Origin of the sequence: Vibrio glycogenivorans (genome assembly GCF_051660965.1) — a bacterium.
In the GTDB taxonomy this organism is placed as follows: domain Bacteria; phylum Pseudomonadota; class Gammaproteobacteria; order Enterobacterales; family Vibrionaceae; genus Vibrio.
Genome location: NZ_JBPVIS010000006.1, coordinates 1 through 17825, shown reverse-complemented (window position 1 = coordinate 17825; position 17825 = coordinate 1). Strand labels below are relative to the sequence as shown.

At 45.4% G+C, this 17825-nt stretch carries 19 protein-coding genes; 7 read left to right on the top strand and 12 right to left on the bottom strand.

The window, feature by feature from the left end:
* Positions 1-45: 45 nt before the first annotated feature.
* From ACSTTG_RS12830 to ACSTTG_RS12820, 3 genes are all read left to right on the top strand, one after another.
* Entirely contained in the window at positions 46-612 is a 567-nt protein-coding gene (locus tag ACSTTG_RS12830) for a dihydrofolate reductase family protein (protein ID WP_438475103.1), read from the top strand.
* A 170-nt stretch (positions 613-782) separates the two neighbouring features.
* Positions 783-1451 (top strand): DUF1007 family protein, encoded by a 669-nt coding sequence (locus ACSTTG_RS12825; protein WP_438459624.1) that lies wholly within the window; start codon positions 783-785, stop codon positions 1449-1451.
* A 22-nt stretch (positions 1452-1473) separates the two neighbouring features.
* Entirely contained in the window at positions 1474-2478 is a 1005-nt protein-coding gene (locus ACSTTG_RS12820; RefSeq protein ID WP_438475102.1) for a nickel/cobalt transporter, read from the top strand.
* A 577-nt stretch (positions 2479-3055) separates the two neighbouring features.
* Here the strand turns inward: ACSTTG_RS12820 and ACSTTG_RS12815 are convergent.
* The 10 genes from ACSTTG_RS12815 to ACSTTG_RS12770 all read right to left on the bottom strand — a co-directional run bounded on the left by ACSTTG_RS12815 (position 3056) and on the right by ACSTTG_RS12770 (position 9334).
* Entirely contained in the window at positions 3056-3358 is a 303-nt protein-coding gene (locus tag ACSTTG_RS12815; protein ID WP_438475101.1) for a hypothetical protein, read from the bottom strand.
* Between the two features lie 208 nt (positions 3359-3566).
* Positions 3567-4151 carry a heavy metal-binding domain-containing protein gene (locus tag ACSTTG_RS12810; protein ID WP_438475100.1) on the bottom strand — a complete coding sequence of 195 codons (585 nt, stop codon included), beginning with the start codon at positions 4149-4151 and terminating at the stop codon, positions 3567-3569.
* A gap of 12 nt (positions 4152-4163) precedes the next feature.
* Complete coding sequence (locus ACSTTG_RS12805; RefSeq protein WP_438475099.1) at positions 4164-4634, bottom strand: hypothetical protein; 471 nt, start codon at positions 4632-4634, stop codon at positions 4164-4166.
* A 127-nt stretch (positions 4635-4761) separates the two neighbouring features.
* Complete coding sequence (locus tag ACSTTG_RS12800) at positions 4762-5262, bottom strand: TetR/AcrR family transcriptional regulator (RefSeq protein ID WP_438475098.1); 501 nt, start codon at positions 5260-5262, stop codon at positions 4762-4764.
* A gap of 773 nt (positions 5263-6035) precedes the next feature.
* Positions 6036-6401 carry a hypothetical protein gene (locus ACSTTG_RS12795; protein ID WP_438475097.1) on the bottom strand — a complete coding sequence of 122 codons (366 nt, stop codon included), beginning with the start codon at positions 6399-6401 and terminating at the stop codon, positions 6036-6038.
* Between the two features lie 197 nt (positions 6402-6598).
* Positions 6599-7135: a putative periplasmic lipoprotein gene (locus ACSTTG_RS12790; RefSeq protein WP_438475096.1), complete on the bottom strand. Its 537-nt coding sequence runs from the start codon at positions 7133-7135 to the stop codon at positions 6599-6601.
* A gap of 22 nt (positions 7136-7157) precedes the next feature.
* Positions 7158-7355 (bottom strand): hypothetical protein, encoded by a 198-nt coding sequence (locus tag ACSTTG_RS12785; RefSeq protein ID WP_438475095.1) that lies wholly within the window; start codon positions 7353-7355, stop codon positions 7158-7160.
* A 19-nt stretch (positions 7356-7374) separates the two neighbouring features.
* On the bottom strand, positions 7375-7668 hold the full coding sequence (locus ACSTTG_RS12780; protein WP_438475094.1) for a hypothetical protein: 294 nt from the start codon (positions 7666-7668) through the stop codon (positions 7375-7377).
* 12 nt (positions 7669-7680) lie between these two features.
* On the bottom strand, positions 7681-8088 hold the full coding sequence (locus tag ACSTTG_RS12775; protein ID WP_438475093.1) for a hypothetical protein: 408 nt from the start codon (positions 8086-8088) through the stop codon (positions 7681-7683).
* A 526-nt stretch (positions 8089-8614) separates the two neighbouring features.
* Entirely contained in the window at positions 8615-9334 is a 720-nt protein-coding gene (locus ACSTTG_RS12770; protein ID WP_438475092.1) for a class I SAM-dependent methyltransferase, read from the bottom strand.
* A 197-nt stretch (positions 9335-9531) separates the two neighbouring features.
* Between ACSTTG_RS12770 and ACSTTG_RS12765 the strand changes: the two genes are divergently transcribed.
* From ACSTTG_RS12765 to ACSTTG_RS12750, 4 genes are all read left to right on the top strand, one after another.
* Positions 9532-10305, top strand: a complete 774-nt coding sequence (locus tag ACSTTG_RS12765) for an alpha/beta hydrolase (RefSeq protein WP_438475091.1) — start codon at positions 9532-9534, stop codon at positions 10303-10305.
* 153 nt (positions 10306-10458) lie between these two features.
* Positions 10459-11295, top strand: coding sequence for an oxidoreductase (locus ACSTTG_RS12760; protein ID WP_438475090.1), 837 nt, complete (start codon positions 10459-10461; stop codon positions 11293-11295).
* Positions 11296-11321: 26 nt separating this feature from the next.
* Complete coding sequence (locus ACSTTG_RS12755; RefSeq protein ID WP_438475089.1) at positions 11322-11804, top strand: SRPBCC family protein; 483 nt, start codon at positions 11322-11324, stop codon at positions 11802-11804.
* Between the two features lie 30 nt (positions 11805-11834).
* The gene (locus ACSTTG_RS12750) at positions 11835-12746 is read left to right on the top strand and encodes a helix-turn-helix domain-containing protein (RefSeq protein ID WP_438475088.1); all 912 of its coding nucleotides are present in this window, start codon (positions 11835-11837) and stop codon (positions 12744-12746) included.
* A gap of 222 nt (positions 12747-12968) precedes the next feature.
* Here ACSTTG_RS12750 and ACSTTG_RS12745 read toward each other — a convergent pair whose 3' ends face one another.
* On the bottom strand, positions 12969-14489 hold the full coding sequence (locus tag ACSTTG_RS12745; RefSeq protein ID WP_438475087.1) for an ISNCY family transposase: 1521 nt from the start codon (positions 14487-14489) through the stop codon (positions 12969-12971).
* 328 nt (positions 14490-14817) lie between these two features.
* Complete coding sequence (locus ACSTTG_RS12740; RefSeq protein WP_438475086.1) at positions 14818-16335, bottom strand: trypsin-like serine protease; 1518 nt, start codon at positions 16333-16335, stop codon at positions 14818-14820.
* Positions 16336-17825: the final 1490 nt, after the last annotated feature.

Below are 17825 nucleotides of genomic sequence, written 5' to 3'. Positions count from 1 at the left end.
AGGAGTGGTGCAACAGTCCAGAAATAACCCAATAGGAGAAGCCAAATGAAGTGCTCAGTTTTTATCGCCACCAGTGTCGATGGTTTTATTGCCCGTAAAGATGGCAGTGTTGATTGGCTGCACAGTGCAGGAAACCCAAATGCCGAAAATGATGGGCTCGCTGAGCAGACCTTTGGTGATTACATAGCCAGCATCGATTGTATGATCATGGGGCGCAACTGTATGCAAGTCATCTCCGATATGGACCTCACGCCCGTACAGTGGCCATACGGTGAGACACGGATTATTGTCTTGAGCACCACGTTGAGCCAGCCTCCTGAGAATATGCAAGATAAGGTCGAACTCTACTCAGGTGAACTCAATGCTCTGCTAACGCTACTTGAGTCTGAGGGTTATCAGCACGCCTATGTCGATGGGGGAGCCACTATTCAGTCTTTTCTTAACCTCAAACGCATTGATGAGATGACCATCACCTATGCGCCAATCATACTTGGTGAAGGTATCCGTTTGTTTGGCCCTACTAACCACGACATCAAACTGACCGAGGCCAAGAGCACCACCTTTGCCAATGATTTTATTCAGGTAAACTATAAAGTCAGTTACCCGGAATAAATGCCAGCAGGGACGATTTACAGTGAACCTTTGGTCATAAACGGACTCGAATACTCGCTACAGACTACCGCTTGAGCATAGATTGCTTGGCAAGAAAAAGTAGTCCAACCCCGCGATAGTGTTATAACATAACACTATCGCCTGCTTTTGTTAGTTACCCAAGGTTTACGATGCACCTCATCAACAGAACATCCACTCGATTGCGCTCAACCTTGTTGCGCGGCTTTATCGGTTGTGTTGCCCTCTCTGCTTGCTCTTTTACTCAGGCTCACCCTCATTCTTGGATTGAGATGAGGACCCAGGTTCTTGGTCAAGATGGCTTGATCACTGGCTTGAACATGCAGTGGTCGTTCGACCCTATGACCTCCATGTACATGCTGGATGGCGAGGACACCTCACCAGATAATGAGCAGGCGACGTTTGCCAACCTCACCACTGCGATGCTGGAAAACATGATCGAGGACGACTTCTTCAGTTTTTTGTACCACGACGGTAAACAGATTAAGTACTCTCCTGCCATCAATGGGGATTTGGTGCGCGATCGCGCAAGGCTAGTGATGAGCTTCGATCTGCCTCTAGCACAACCACTTGCCATCGGTGACGGGCCATTGGAGCTGATGATCTTTGAGCCCAGCTACTATGTGGATATGTCATGGCGCTCGCCACAAGACGTCACACTGTCACGCGAACTCAAATCGCTGTGCAGCCTTGAGCTAGTCGAGCCCAACCCGACACCAGAGCAAATGAGTTACGCTTACTCACTGCCCGCCGACGCCGAGCCCGATAACACACTGGGACAACTGTTCACACAATCTGTCCATATTCGTTGCAACATCTAACTTATGATCTCGAGCCTATACCATGAAACATAATCACACCTGCTCTCACCACCAAGCGAGTAAAAGTTGCTCTTCTACAAAGCAGTCACAACAGCCATGGCTGATGGCTATTGTCTTTGTTATTGGACTACTGATTGCTGGCTATCAACTTTGGTTAGCTTGGCCAACAATGGTTCTCAAAAGCATCGAGTGGCAACGCTCAGTGAATACCCAGCTCGCCGACCTTCTTTATGACGCCCAAGACAACCCACTGATTGCTGGTAGCTACTTGATGGGTTTCAGCTTTCTCTATGGGGTGCTTCATGCCCTAGGGCCCGGTCATGGAAAAGTAATTGTCACAACGTATTTAGCAACGCAGCCAACCAAGGTCAAGACAAGCTTATTCCTTACTCTCACCTCGGCACTGTGCCAAGCGTTCATCGCCATCGCCCTAGTCAGTGTATTGGTATGGGGCCTGACCAGCTCGATGCGAGAAGTGAACTCACAGGCAGTAAAATTCATGATGCTCAGCAGCATGATGGTTAGCCTGTTGGGCTTAATGATCGGCTGGCGCGCCATCAGAAAACTTCTATCACAACTAAAACCACAACCTCACGATCATGACCACCAGCATAGTCATGGCTGTGGTTGCGGGCATAGCCACATCGCCTCTCCCCAAGAAGTCGATAACGCAAAAACGCTGCGCGAGTACATCGGCGTGATTATGAGTATTGGCCTTCGCCCTTGTACCGGGGCAATTATGGTGCTGTTGTTTGCCAATATGGTTGGTCTTTATTGGATGGGAATTGCTAGCGCAATCGCAATGTCACTCGGCACAGCATTAACCACCTCAGTCCTTGCCCTATTAACCCTGTCTGGTAAGAAGTTTGTTCACCACTATCTACACACTAAACAACACCGCGATCATTCTCGCTGGCAGGCGGCTGGTTACAGTGTTCAACTTCTCGGTGGGATTGTCTTAGTCTTGCTCGGTGCACTACTCATTGTCGGCCAAGATGTCGGCCTATCACCGATGTTTAGCCTTTAGGTAGCCACACTCGATAAGATACGACCATAAAGTGGGATTTGAAAACTGCTCAAATCCCCTCCTAGTGATCAGTGTGCTGATCTGAGCAGTTTTGATGGCCAATTATCTATCGCACGACTATCTATTGCACGACCTTCTTCTAAGTACTAAACGTATGTGTTCAGTCGATGAGAAAAGCCACTCTACCCTTAGGCTGATAAGTTATCGGGGATCTGAGTTTGTCTCAGCTCCCCTTTTCTTTGATTGTAACTCAGTAACTTACAAATCCAATCAGGTACTATCTACCGTAGGATGATGTGAATTTAATAATTAAAACAAAAATTTAGTTATTGAACTTAAAGATAATTCTTTAAAGAGTAGTAACACTGGCGTGAACTCTTACATCCGCAGGCTAGTTACGACTAGATCGTGAAATTTGGCGTGCTAACAACCATCAAGGTGCCAACCAGCAAAGTTCTGGACAAAAACGTTTTATAGCATTTACTAAATTAGAAGATTACGGATTACTTTTAGTATCGAAGATGTACGCATCGTTCGCCAGAATCTTTCATGCCTTATTATATGATTGCGTCAACAATCAGGTCACCGTAGCCCCAAGCTCAGGTAAACCAGACATGGTGCATGTTTGCGCATGCTTGATACGGCCATCGCTCTTATTCTCACCTAAGTATGTCTTGGTCACTTTCATCAAGCGGTCAACTCTGCCTTCTTTCATTTCGACATACAGAGCGTGCTCGGCGGTGTACCAAAGCATCACGGTTGCTACGTGAGCCTCGCCGCCTTCCTTCATGGTAACGACAATCTCGCTATCATCAATGGTCACTGTGAACTCGTCACAGTCCGCCGTGACGTTTAGCTCGTATGGCGTGGGCTCCAGCACTGCCTTCGTGCCGGTAGCTTCTACATAGCCCCACGCCGCAGCTGCGCCAACGAGTAGTCATGCAATTACTATTGATGCGTTAGAGAGTGTTGTTTGTTTAGTCATGATGTTGTTTCCTCTAACTGATACTTGATTCCAAAAAAAGATCATTAATTAAATCTCGATCGGATAATGTTTAGCAATTTTCTAGCTCACCTGCTTAAAGCTCTTATGCACGTTTGATAGCAGTAGCGGTGACAGTTACCATCAGCATTGACTTACCACCGCCGCTGTTCGCTTCTTGCTTGAGGTAGTCTAGCTTGTTCATGTAGGTATGGTTTTTCCCGCCGAAAATGTCGCGGAGACTAGCGAATATATCGCGGAAAAGGTTAGTACCGCTATCTAGAGTTGTCGTGACCACTTCACCTTCACCCTCGATAGCCGTTGTTGATGTTGGCATAGTGCGGATCAGGTTCTCGCGCTCAATCTGCGCCGCGCTTCTCTGTGGTTTGAATATGACCGTAGGCGCTGTTTGCCGCTTGAGTTGCGGCTGACGTGCATCATTCTTGTTTTGTGCTTCCTGCTGCACTCTGGCATGCTCAGCTTGGCGCTGCTCTCGTGCCTCTCGCTCTTCTACCAATGACGGGTCATTGGCTTCATTATGCTGTTGGATAGCGTGAGATCCATTGCTCGCCTGATAAGTAACTATAACTTGATAGCCCTGCTTGGCGAACATATCAAGGCGTTGCTGGTTGTCTGCTGCGCTTGCTGCTATTTTACCGTCGGCGTTTGATAGTACGTTGAATGATTTCATGATTCGCTCCTCTTAGTTATATTCAGGTTCGTCGCCTAGAATCACTAGCATGCGGTCAGATGCTTTCTCAGCGATATCTAGCAAAGTCTCAGCCGTGCCTAGTAAGTCCTCGTGATGGTGCGTCATAACTTCCTGAAGATCTCGAATTGATTTGAAGCGTTCAACTTCTCCGTTCTCGGCCATGCGTTGAATAACTGGCAATGCATCTTGTAACGCTACTGAAATCTCGCTACCGAATTTAGTGATGTTCTCCGCCGAAATGGTGGCGCACTGCTGCACGTCATTTAGTCTTGATAGGTCGTCACCCGCTTCAGCCATCGCAGCTTCGAATGTTGCTAAAGTGCCTCTTGTGTCGTTTGTGTACTCAGAACAAGCTGCTGTCTTGTAAGCGAAACTCTGAAACATCTCATCAAATTGAGCTTGGGTTAATACGGTCTTTGGTGCCTTTGGTGCCTTTGGTGTTTTGCTGAATAGTCCAAACATTTGTTTCTCTCTTGTTTGTTTAGGGTGTTGTCTTTCTATATGACCACGTTGAGGGTGTCGGTCTAATAGATTGGTTATTTATAAGTGCACGGTCGCAATAGTCCCAAAAAATACCTCTTCCGAGGTATCACGCCGCTGAGTCAATCGGGCTTTCCTCAATGATTGCTCGGTAGATTGTGAGACCGATACAGCGCTGTAGAGCGTCTTTTGCTTCAACGTTACCCAAACTACCTGCTAGCATTCTCTCAAGTCTTATAAACCCACCACGTGCCATAGCGCCGCTATTGAATGCATTACTCAGTAGCAAGGTAATGATATTTCTAAACAGCGGTGAGCTATCCCAAGCATTCAACCAACTATCGATAAACTCGTCTTTGGTCCCAAGCATCTCAAGCGACTTGATCACTCGTGGAAATATCTGACCCGCCAGTGGTGCAAATAATGCAGCCTTATCAGGATAGTAGTTGGTAAAGGTACTCTTACTCACGCCCGCCACCTTGCTAAGCTTCCCGTGAGTTATCACCTCATCGATTCGCTCGGTAGGGTCCATGATCATGAATTGCTCTACGATTAGAGCGTCGAATAACTCTTTGTTTGTCGCTCGTTCAGCTGCCGATATTTTAGCCATAGCATTGATTACCCTCTAACTTTCAGGCTCTAGGTTGCATTATAGTCGCAGTTAATCTCACGTGTCTACATACATAACGGTTGTGTCGTAATTGTACTCACCGATCTGGTCTTCACTGACTCCAAGCGCGTGCGACATACTCGTAATCGAAGCGACCAAACCTATGCCCCGCCTCGCGGATGTCCCCCAGAACCATGCCGCCTAGGTCCAATTTGAGTGATACCTTGCGATAACGCTCGGTGCGACCCGAAGCGTGAACAATTCACAGTCACTGGTGAAAGTTTTCATCATCTCTACGGTGAAGTTGCGCGTAATGTTGGCAACATCTTCCAAATCCTTAGCCGCGTCAGGTTGTAATGCTCTCTGAAAGATATGGTCACCACTAACTACTAGCGGCAGGATGCAGTAGTGAATGTCTGAACTATTCGAATGTAACGCGATATTCACCAGCCTGAACTCATATTGCCCATTCGCATCGGTGACAATGAACACGGTCACCATCACACTGTCCTGATTGACACAACTCCCACAAAACCACGCGATACGGCTGAAGAGCTTGATCAGATGCGTTATTGCAGCAGACCGGCGCTTGACTGGTACTTTGAATCCACGTCTCAGCATGTCTGCACATTGCTCATATTCGTGCATAAACTCGCGGCTCTGCATTCAGGTACGGTACTTGTCCATAACACGTTTAACGCCACTATTGAGTGCCTTGTGCATCGCAGGTACTGGATTGCTTTTCTCGATCCATTGGCCATATGTCATATCGATCACCACTTCTCTACACGGGACACTGCAGAGCCATTACCACGAGGTTGGCTTAGCATCTGGCTGACGATAGCAAAGCTCAAACGATCAATGCCCTTGTGCCCATACTCGTTAGTGTGGATCACGTTTGCTCGCATCTCTTTGAACTTGTCCCAACCGACTTGCTGCTCCGCTTGACTGATTAACTCACAAGTCTGATGGATGTGGCGGTGATTGTTCTTCCTGAAGATAAGGCAGAAGCGGATCATCTCATACGCGTGGGCGTATGATGTGTTGTAGTAGCTTGCTACCTCTTTGACTTCATCGTTACTGATGCCACGGGTTGTAATTGCGATTAGTGCAGCTACCGATTGCTCGAGTTTAAACATGTTGAATTCTTCTTTTGTTTAAGTTGTGAATATCACAAGATCGAAATCCAATTATACGGATAATAATAAAACCTCGATTGCATAAAGTACGCTAAAGTAGTATCAGCGGGTTAGTATTGCCGCTATGATGCAGGGTAACCACGCTAAGAATTTTACCAGATGTAGGCGCTTGGCCTGAAGGTAGCACCAACGATACATTACAGACACGTGGTGAACCCGCCAATAGTATTGCACGTCGTCATTTTGCCGTTGATACTATACGTGTGCATGCCGCCGCCCATACCAAACCCACCGCCGTTGTTATTTGTAACGCGTGTTGCCCCAGCCTTCGCCTTGTTGATCTCGTGTTGGCGCTGAGCATTTGCTTGCACTTGGTTGTAGTGGTTTTGAGCTTGACTGAGGTTATTGACTAACCAAGGTTTCCACTGCTTCTGGCAGTAATTTTCTACATCAACCCACTCATCAGTTTTCATGTTGGTTTTACCCATGGAAAGCTGTTGCTCAAACTCTGCTTTGTTGTAGGTCCACGTGTTCAGGTTGTAGACAATCGATTGAGTGAATTGGGTATGCTCCTCAAGTGTGTATTGGTCAAGCTCAAAGCATCCCTGTGATGCCAATAGGCCATTACCAAAAGTATTTCCAAGCTCAGCTGAAATGACAGGCGGTGGTGTTGGTGCCGATGCGCATCCAGTTAGTGCTGCAGTGACTAGAACTGCAATAGATAGTACTTTCATTGTTTGGCTCTCTCTAAGTGGTTTATTGGTAATTAGCTGCACGCACGTATTCCATGCCATGCTTTGCGATCTCTTCGTCGCCCATGACCACGGCAACATCATCATTAAGCCACTGGTATAGGTTGCCCTGAGTGGTGCCATCCTCGTGGGTTGTCACGGATTGTGTGGCGCATCCAGTTGCTACAGTGATTGTGAATAGTGCGATTACTAGCGCTTTCATGATTGGTCTCTCCAGTCGATTACTTTGTTTCACGGTCAGCTAGGCATTGAAGCTTTTCAGCTGTTAGGTCTTTACCACAATCAACGATTGGCTCGTGGTTAATGATGTAGTCCGCGTGGTCGGCAATGCCTAGGATGCTGTACACAGTTAGCACGATAGGTGCTGCTACTGGGTTAGTTGTAGCTACTGAGTTAGTTGCTACGATTGCGCCTGCCTCTGCAGCTACAACAGCTTTGGCTGCTGTGTGCTCATCGGCAGCAGTAGCAGTGAATGAAGTAGCGATAAGTAGTGCAGTAGTGGTTAGTGTTTTCATAATTGGTCTCTCTTACAAAATGATGATGTTTGCGCGTTTCCAAGTCGCTTTGGCGGACTTGGTAAACATTTCCGGATAAGCAACCTTTGCGCTTTCAAAGTCACTGAAGTGCTCGCGCTCTACTTCCTCGCCGTGGACGTCCATCGCTTTACCCTCACTGTGTGTACTTTGGTAAGAGATGCCTTGGAAGATGAAGCTAACAGCAATCACTGAGCCATCGTCTTGAGCACGAAGAGTCGTACACTTCTGACCTTTGGCGATCGCGTGGAATGTACCGTTTCCTTGCTTACCCTCGGTAAAGTCATACTGAGTGTTATCAGCTTTGTATCGACCAGTGGCTGCGCCATTGTGACGGTCATTCAGAAGGAAAGCAGGAGCTTGGTTAGCTTGTGCGTTGCGAATCTTGTCTAGCAAAGTCATTTATAAGCCCTAGGTTCGTTTAATGCGATGCATATTATGACCGCATTGGTAATTGATCAACTCTTTTTGAGTGTTCGGACCTAATAGATCATCAAAATACTCCTTTTGGGTAGTGTTCTGGCTTGAAATGTGGAAGGCTACGACTCTGCGTATGGTTGAGATTTCATGTACGGCGCGGGGCCTGCTGATTGGTTCTTGATTTAAGTGGGGCTTTCGGTGTTTAGCACGCACTATTACTCCAGTGTTCGACCTTCATTTTCACACTATGGTTGTTTGTCTTTTCTTTCGCTGAAAAGCTAATCACTAGACATTGAACCGATAAGGAAAAGTAGGTCAAATCGCCTCGTTATGGTTTGTTAGGGCGAGCGTCGCTGGCGCGAAATGGGGCAAAAGTGTTCCAGAACCCCAGTCAGCAAGGCTCTGGACATTTCTGAGTCAGGGAGTTTGCTAATTTAGCAATACATAAATTAGCTTAGATAAGTCAAATACTCTAAGCTAATGCCAGCTTCCCAAACTAGTGTTCAGTTTACTTCCCAGACTTAAGCACCAATAAGGCGGGTCTTCTACTATGTAGAGCTAATTGTGGATACTGCTTTATATGTTTTTCCGATGGTTGAGGCTCAGCCAAGCCTTGCAAAGTAAATCCAGCGCCTAGCAAAGCACCGACGTATGACTCCACACTTCGGTGGTACTTGAGTACACCTTCAACAAACCAATTTTGATTCCTTTCTGATTCATCAAAATAGTTGTCTACTGGCCAATGTGATTCTTCATCATTTTCATATAACCCATTAAGTAATGATGTGCATATCGGGTGTTCAACTGAAAATACAAAGATGCCATTGGGTTTGAGGCTTCTAAATACATTTTGGAAAACTGGTTGGATGTCTTTTACGTAATGTAGGCACAAAGAGGCAATGATTAAATCAAATTCTTCTTGTGGGTATGTGTAGTCTTCAATCGAACAATCTTCGAAGTCAACCTTTTCAGTTTTTAACTTTAACGCTTCAGAAATCATTCTTTTTGAGATATCGATGCCTTTGTAGCACTTCGCGCCATGGCTTATCGCATATTGTGAGAAGTTACCAAAGCCACAGCCAATATCTAGCACGCTTTTCCCATCAAGATCAGGCAAAAAAGCTTGAATCGCAGGCTCTTCTAAGTGTTGATTATAACCAGACTCATTCTTTCTTAGAGTTTGATAGCCTTGGAAGAAAGTACTGTCATCATAAATATTCTGTTTCATTGTTCACCAATCTATTTCTCTACAAGTGATTATGTAGGGAAGATTACCTACATAGAAAGGTCATTAAAACAATTAAATCAGTGAGATATTCGTAACTAGTGATATGTATACATCCTTCTGGGATATGTATACGCCCCTACCGCCATCGCCCCTTTATACTTTCCATGTCCTACAGCATTGCGTTAAAGGAGTGGGTTATGATCACCAAATACCTAGCAGATATGATGACTAAAAGCGGTCAGTCACCTGTATTCGAAACGCCAGAGCAATATGGCTTGAAGTACCAAGACGTCACACTTACTACTCGGGACGGGGTGGAGCTCTCCGGCTGGTTAATTGAAGGGGGCTCAGATAAAGTCATTATCCAATCACACTTTGGCGTACAGTGCAGCCGAGCGGGTTTTACTCCCGACGGTAAAGGAATGATCAAGCTCTACAAAAAGAATATCGCTTTTTTAAGGCAAGCCAAACATCTTGTTGAACAAGGCTACAGTGTATTGATGTATGACTTGAGAAACCATGGCAACAGCGGCAAAGGCGTGAGTGAATACATCGCCTGGGGCTGCGAAGAGTCACACGATGTAGTAGCAGCCGTTGACTATATATCTACTCATCCTACCTATAAAAACAGCGATATTGGCTTACTTAGTATCTGTATGGGTACCAGCTCCACCGCATTTGCTTACGGCCTTGAGCACGGTTTACAAAACTACCCAAACATCAAGGCCCTGATCTCGGTTCAACCACTGCGTTACCTAGATTATATGAGTGCAATGGGCATACCTGATTTTCTTACCAAACGCGTCAACCAGTACAACATCAAGCGAGGAGGTGCAGATCTATCAGGATCCTTCTTCGAATTTGTCCCAAACATCAAGGTGCCAACGCTCGTTATCCAAAACAAAAATGATCCCTGGACCAAGCTTGCAGCTGTTAACGAGTATTACCAGCTTCTTGGTGGTGACAAATAAATGATGATGCTGGATTTAGACAAAAACCGTGCAGCCGCTTACGACTGGATGGGTGAATCTCCACAGCACCTCAGTGCCTATTTTAACAAGCATATGCCTTCTGTCCGCTAATCAAAAAAGCGTTATATTTTAAAAAGAAACGGAAAAACAAACATGGTTAAAGTAACCTCACCAAAAGTCATTTTGATCACTGGTGCATCATCAGGAATGGGTAAAGATACCGCCCTAGATCTAATCAACCAAGGGCACATTGTCTATTGCGCGGCACGCCGTGTTGAAGAAATGGAAGACCTCAAACTCTTGGGTGGCAAAGTCATAAAACTCGATATAGCAAATGATGATGACATTGTCCGCTGTGTCGACCAAATCATCGCAGAGCGTGGCCGTATCGATGTGCTATGGAACAATGCCGGTTATGGCCTTTATGGCTCAGTGGAGGAAACTAGCCTAGAAGATGCCAAATACCAGTTTGATGTCAATGTATTTGGCCTTGCCCGCTTAACTCAGTTGGTCACGCCGTATATGCGGGATGCCAAGTCAGGCACCATCATTAATACCTCTTCCATTGGTGGAAAAATCTATGCGCCAATGGGAGCTTGGTACCATGCCAGTAAGCATGCCATTGAAGGCTTTACCGACTGTTTAAGGCTTGAGCTTGAGCCAAAGGGCATTAATGTCGTGGTATTGGAACCGGGAGCCATCAAGACTGAGTTTCCTGAAGTGATGTCCAAGCAGGTTCTTGGTAACTCGGGGCAAGGGCCTTATCAAGATCTCGCAAAACGCGTTGCCAATTTAAGCCTGAAAGAATCAGGAAAAGACGGTGCCGGCTCACCAACCTCGGTGATTTCTAAAGTAGTACAAGAGATCATTGCCAGCCCCAAACCAAAAACCCGTTATGCAGCTGGTAAGTTTTCTACCACAACACTATTGATGCGCCGTTTCTTGAGCGATAGAGCGTTCGACAAAATTATTGATTTTATGGTGCGATAAATTCCCCCCTGACTCTGGAGGTCGTCATGCCATTATTAAGCTCTCAAGCCTTGTTAGCAGCCAGCATGTCATTCAGTGCCATGCTTGGCTCAAAATCAGTACATACAGAAATTATCATTCCAAGCGCACCTGAAAATGTGTGGCAAGTCTTGGTCGATATTGAGCGCTACCAAGAGTGGAACCCTGCAATCACTCTTGTGGAAGGATCCCTAGCGATCGGTAATTCGGTAACATACCGTTTTCAGGAAACCGACGAAAAGGCAGCGAATATTACCTCCAGAGTCCAAGCTATCGAACCGATGACATATCTGAACCATAAAGGTGGTTATTGGGGGATCATTACGTTTGATCAACACTATCGCTTGCTACCCCATGGGGCCGGTACAAAGTTCACAGTAGATGAACACTATACTGGGCTCTGGGTCAATTTCTGGGGTCATACCCATACCCAAAAGCAATATGAAAAAATGGCAAGAGCGCTTAAGCTGCGCGTGCTAGCTTTACACTAAGCGCATGAATATCAGAGTACTAGGCAAGCTATGTCAGACATAATCCATATCAAATCCATCGCTCAAATTCATCAGGCGCTTGGATTACCATCACCCATGCATCCTTTGGTGTCACTCATCAAGATTAACGACAGAGTCACAGGGTACGATTATGGCGATTTTACCTATGTATATGACTTCTACCAGATAGCGTTAAAATCGGGCATTAAGGGCGATATCACCTATGGCCGAAATCACTATGACTATGGCCAAGGCAGTATGGTTTTCACCAAACCGGGCCAGGCACAACAGTACGCCAACACCGAAAGTGTCGAAAATGAAACAGGATGGGCTCTACTCTTCCACCCTGATTTGATCCGTCGTTCAGGGCTTGCCAGTCAAATGGAAAGCTATTCCTTTTTTTCTTATGACCTCCACGAAGCCCTTCATGTCTCAGAACGAGAAAAGCGGATATTGGGTGAGCTGGTCAGCCAGATAGAAGAAGAATACAGCCAGAATATAGATAAGCACACGCAAAAACTCATCGTCTCAAATATAGAGCTGATGCTAAATTACTGCACTCGGTTTTATGAGCGCCAATTTATCATCCGCCAAAATCACAACCTTGATTTGATGGAGAGGGTCGATGTTATCTTGCGCGACTATTTTGAATCAGATAAAACGGCAGAAAGCGGGTTACCGACAGTAAAATACGTAAGCCAAGCTATGTGCATGTCGAGTAACTATCTGAGTGATATGGTAAAAAATGCTACCGGACGTAATGCTCAGCAGTACATCCAGGATCATGTGATTGAGCGAATTAAAAACGCCCTGCTAAGTACCAATATGCAAGTTAGCCAAATCGCTTATGGACTTGGCTTTGAATATCCGCAGCACCTGTCAAAGTTGTTTAAAGCTAAAACAGGCATGACCCCGATCCAATACCGTAACTCAACACACTAACATCGAGTAAGCTCAAAATCGTAAGCTAAGTAAAAAGACGTTTAGCTAAATATTCACATTAGAAAATCTCAATCTAAAACATGCTATCGTCTTACCTTGGTACGCAGGCCATAACAAACAATGGGGTAAAACTGTGCCAGAACCTCATGTGATTACCAAGGAAGCGTGGCGGGATAAATACCAACCGATTCTGTCATGCTCTTTTATTTTAGCTTACTCGCGTCACACATCGATATTCACCGATTGAGACCGTTCTATTCTCAGCTCACGAGTATTGAGTGCTTCTCTCTTCCAGATTTTTTGGATAGTCGTGATGCTCACGGTGATATCCTCTTGTTTGAGTAATTTCATCAGCTGTATGGACGTATGATGTGGATTCAATAAGGTCAGCTCGATGATCCTATTTTCACTCGCTTCTGGAATACGGTTTTTACTGCGATTGAGCGGTTTATTAACCCGCTTGAGACCCAATGGACCTTCCTCTTCCATAATTTGCTGATAGGTATACAACGTTTGACGTGAGCACCCTAAGATACGAGCAGCTTTGCTGACACTACCGACCTCGGCAACCAGCTCAAGCGCCTCGATTTTGCGCTGGACCTCTTTGCCATACTCTTGACACTTACGCGGCTCAACCAGTTCGGTGATATCGAGGCGACGATGCCCGAAGTACGCTGAGAACGAGCCGTCGAACTGGCAGCGGATTTCGACCTTTTGGTTCTCGATGGAGTAACGTACTGGAGAGTCGATGACGTACATTTTGCTGTCGAAGCTGAAGGTGTGGTCACGGCGTATCGTGCGATACTCTTTCTGCACACAGATACTATTGAGGTCCAAGTCAGGCGGCACGGGTTTAAACGCGGTGCTTGAGCTGGCGGCCATCACCATGACATTCTTAGTCCAGTAATTGGGAATAAACTCCTCGTGTAAATAGCGATTAGCGCCGTCCATATCGGTGATGTTGTTCAGCCGCAGCTCCGGCACAAGACGGTCCTGGAAGGTGTCGAAGGCGCGTTCTATCCGCCCTTTACCTTGGGGTGAGTTGGCGAAGATAATCTCGATACCGAGCTCCTCACATGCACGCTGCATTTGCGAGAAGTTACTGCGCTTTGGACCACCAAAGATACCGGCTCTATCCACATACAGGGTCTTAAACACCCCACGCTTCTCAATATAGGCCCGCATCACTTTCATGCAGCCTTCGGTGGTTTCAGAGCGGAAGAACTGCGCATGGATATCACTGGTCGCATCATCAACGATAGCAATTAAACACGACCGTTCATTACCGAACCAGCGATGCGGACTACCATCCATTTGCAGCATCAGCCCAGGTGAAGGCATCCGCTGACGATACTTTCTAACCCGGCTACGACGGCGCTTAGCGCGTTTAACATGATGAATATCGTGTGCCCAAGAGCGCAAGGTCTCACGCTTAATCGACAGCCCTTCATTCTTCTCCAGAAGCTCTGAGAGGTGTTGAAGATTGAAGTCGTAGTACTTGATTTGAATGAGGCGCTGGACCTCCTTCTTGAGTGAGTCAGGGATTTTATTGATGGGAGCACGACCCGTATTGCCATGAATCACGAATCGAATACCTTCTTTGCGATACCGGCTCAAGTAACGCTCAACGGTCCTTCGTGATTTCTGCAGCAATTGAGTTGCGCTATTGATAGTGATTTTGCCATCAATAACTTTGCTAATGATATCGATAGTAAACTGAGACTTTGAATCCATGTAGAACATCCTTAGCACCCTTTAAAGCTGGTTTTGATTACTTTAAAAGGTACGCTAATCCGTTCCGTCACTTTCCCTTGGTAATTAGCTTAACGACAAAATCGCTTGGTAATAAGCATACGACAGATTCGCTTGGTGATCACAACTGTGCCAGAACCTCAGTCAGCAAGGTTCTGGACAAAACCTTGTTAGGGCAAATACTTAATTCGTTAGTTGACGAATAATCTTTTGTATGGCGAAAATGTTTGTAGTGAGCTACTCAACAGAACTCTGCTTAACAATGTTCTCAGGGAAAGAAATTGTGAAGGAAGGGAGCAAAAATGTACTCCCCAACAAATTATTTATTGAATGTAAATCGGCGTAGACCAACGAATGCTAGTGCCATCATAAACCCGAATGAAATGGAACCACCCGACTTAGAACCACTAGAGTCTTGGCTATCATTGCCACCTTCACCAGGCGTACCTGGTTTCAGTTCTTCTTCTGGCTCTTCTTCCTCTTTATCAGTGCCGTTATTGGAACCATCGTCACCACCTTCAGGTGGAAGGATTGGTGTACCTGGTTTACCTTGAACACTACCAGTAAGACTAAGTTGAACGAAGTAAGAATCTGTCAATTGAATAGCGTATGTTTGAACTGAATTATCAAGCTCGAAATCACTTGAAACCTCAATTGTTACATGACAGCCATCTTTTGAAACTAGAAGGCCACAATCTTCAACTACCGTGAAAACACCATCAATACTTTCGCTATTTAGGTAAGTATCAATTGTCTCTTTAGAAAAGTTTTGCACGACAAATGTCGCTGAGTCAGCTTCATCGATATCAATGCTCACTTCTGATGGGAACAAAAGACCATCAATGGCACGAACAAACCAATCGGTGTACGCATCAAAACTGATCACTTCACTACGAAGTTTTGAACCGTCTTGCGCGCCCATAGTGTTAGAGCTAATCACACCAATAATCGCACCATTGTGAACAAGTGGCGTACCAGAATCGCCAGGCTTAACAGAAACCTTAGCGTTGTAGTAAAGGTTTTTGTGTCCCGGGTTGTAGTAACACTTTTCTGACTCAAGAGTACATGGCTCAGGCACTTTCAATGGGTCACCCATAATATCCAAGTATCCCGTATCAACCCACTCGTAGACGATATGGGGTTTCATCATCAGAATTGAAGTGAATTCCATCAATTCATCAGAAGTAGTCCCGGTTGAATCAAGTGTACCCCACCCACGAAAGGTGAATTCATCACCCAACTGCAGGTGGTCGTCAACACCGTTAAAGGTTTGGAATATCAGGGCAGAGTCCTTATGTGGAATAGGCTCGTCCAACTTAAGTAAGCTCAGATCTTTATGGACGTTATTGCCCAAAAATGCATCACCATAGCTACGATAATCATCAATCACTCCGTCTCTGTATAGATGCACGTTATGCACATGAAGTTCACCCTCAAATCCATTACTGTTCCAAATGGGCGCAACCACAGAGTCATGGAATGACCATTCTAGCAGCAAGGCATCAGCCTCTGAGTTCCCACTAAAGGATGGAATATGCTCCACATTACGGTAATGCTTAGCGGCGGGGTTACTTCGGCTAAGGCCTTGAGTAATCTCAATTGGGTTTTCATCCCAGCCAACCATGCAGTGCGTTGCAGTAAGAATATAATTCTCACCCAATAGCGCACCACCACATGTTACTGTTCCGAATCCATTCACCAAGTTAATCTTCAGAGCCACCATAAAATCTTGGTAGTCCTCTTGAGCAACTGGAGTACGAACTTCCTCAGCAACCGCCGCGCCTGTGAAGAGTGCCGCTGCAAATAACGCTAATGTTGATTTTGTTCTCATTTTCATAGTCTTCACCTTATTATCCTTAAATTTATTTAATCTCCGGCTGGAGCCTCGAACTCGCACCAGAGATGCTTGTTCTCAGAATTCCCCAATGGGGTTTGTCTGATTTAAGGCGGCAAGGTGACTTAGCAGAGCGAGATGCGCTCCATTTTTGCTGTTGCCGGCAGAATGGAGTGAGAGGTCGGTGATATCCCTTCAATACCATCAGCGCCTTCCTTGTCGCCTAGAGGCATAAACATGAATACTGCCGGTGGGATTAAAACCACCGTTCCATGGCCTTCCTTGGTTACTACATCGAATAGTGTCTCACGACATTATCTATCCACAACTAAACCCAACAGAAGGTCAGGTTAAGGAGTTATCGGTAATGATAACTTACAAAATTGTACATTTGGTTGCAGATAATGCTATTGCGTATGAGTGGTGTGATTTAGATCAACCCTTAAAGGTTAAAGTTATTAAATATCAATAAGTAACACATAATAGCCCCTTAGCTATAGTGTTATGAGATATCTCAAATAATATCGATTGGTGGGCTGTTTTTTGTGTGTTTTATCCATAAAAAAATCTTGGGCAAAACACGACAGGCACGTGCTAGTGATTTAAAGTCGATAAACCATAATGGGGCAAAACTGTGTTTCATGCCGCACATTGTACATGTATACCTACGTCATGTAGATGAGGGTTTCCGCATCGATGAGCAGGCCTAGGCCAACTAAACAACATGTACATATCATAGAAATTGAGCCGACAGAGAATTGCAACCACAAACACCGAAATAATGCGCGTATCGCTCGCCAAAGCACTATGAGCGAGCAAGCAACGGTGAGAAGCATGGTAGCAAATTCAAATTTGATTAGCGTGGATGCACGATACACTTCTAGATCGCTCATTTGAAGTGAATGAAAATACGCTAATACAACAAAAATTAGTGCAAACACAACTGTCAGTAAATGCCAAAAGTAATCTTTGAACAATTTGATACCTCCTCTAAAACTGAATTGCTGACCATTACATTAAACTCAAGCACGCCACCGTAATCACAAATGTAAAAACAAAGCCAAAATTCAGAGGCCTTCCTTGGTTCTCACACATGAACTATTTCAGCACTTCATTCGCTTAGTACATCAAATTCATCGTCATTAGGCACGAGTAGCTTGCTTCTAATCAAACCAACTATCATTACACACATCTTTTGGAAGGTAAGTCATACAAATCAACAACATAAATAAGAGACAACCAACTGTGACGAATGGCACATAATTATGGGGCTTCGGTTGATAAATAAACAGCTAAAGAAGCACGTCGAATAAGTATAAGTAAGGCAAACCAACTTGCTGTGATTTGTGAGATTGAATGGCACTGACACAAAAAGGGGCATTTTTGTGTTTCCCCTTTGGCTAATGAGCTTTTTGGTTAGCCTCCGGTATTCCTCATCAAAAAGAAGGTGAAATTGGCAGTTGACCCGTCTATAGGTATAGGGTTGAAGATAC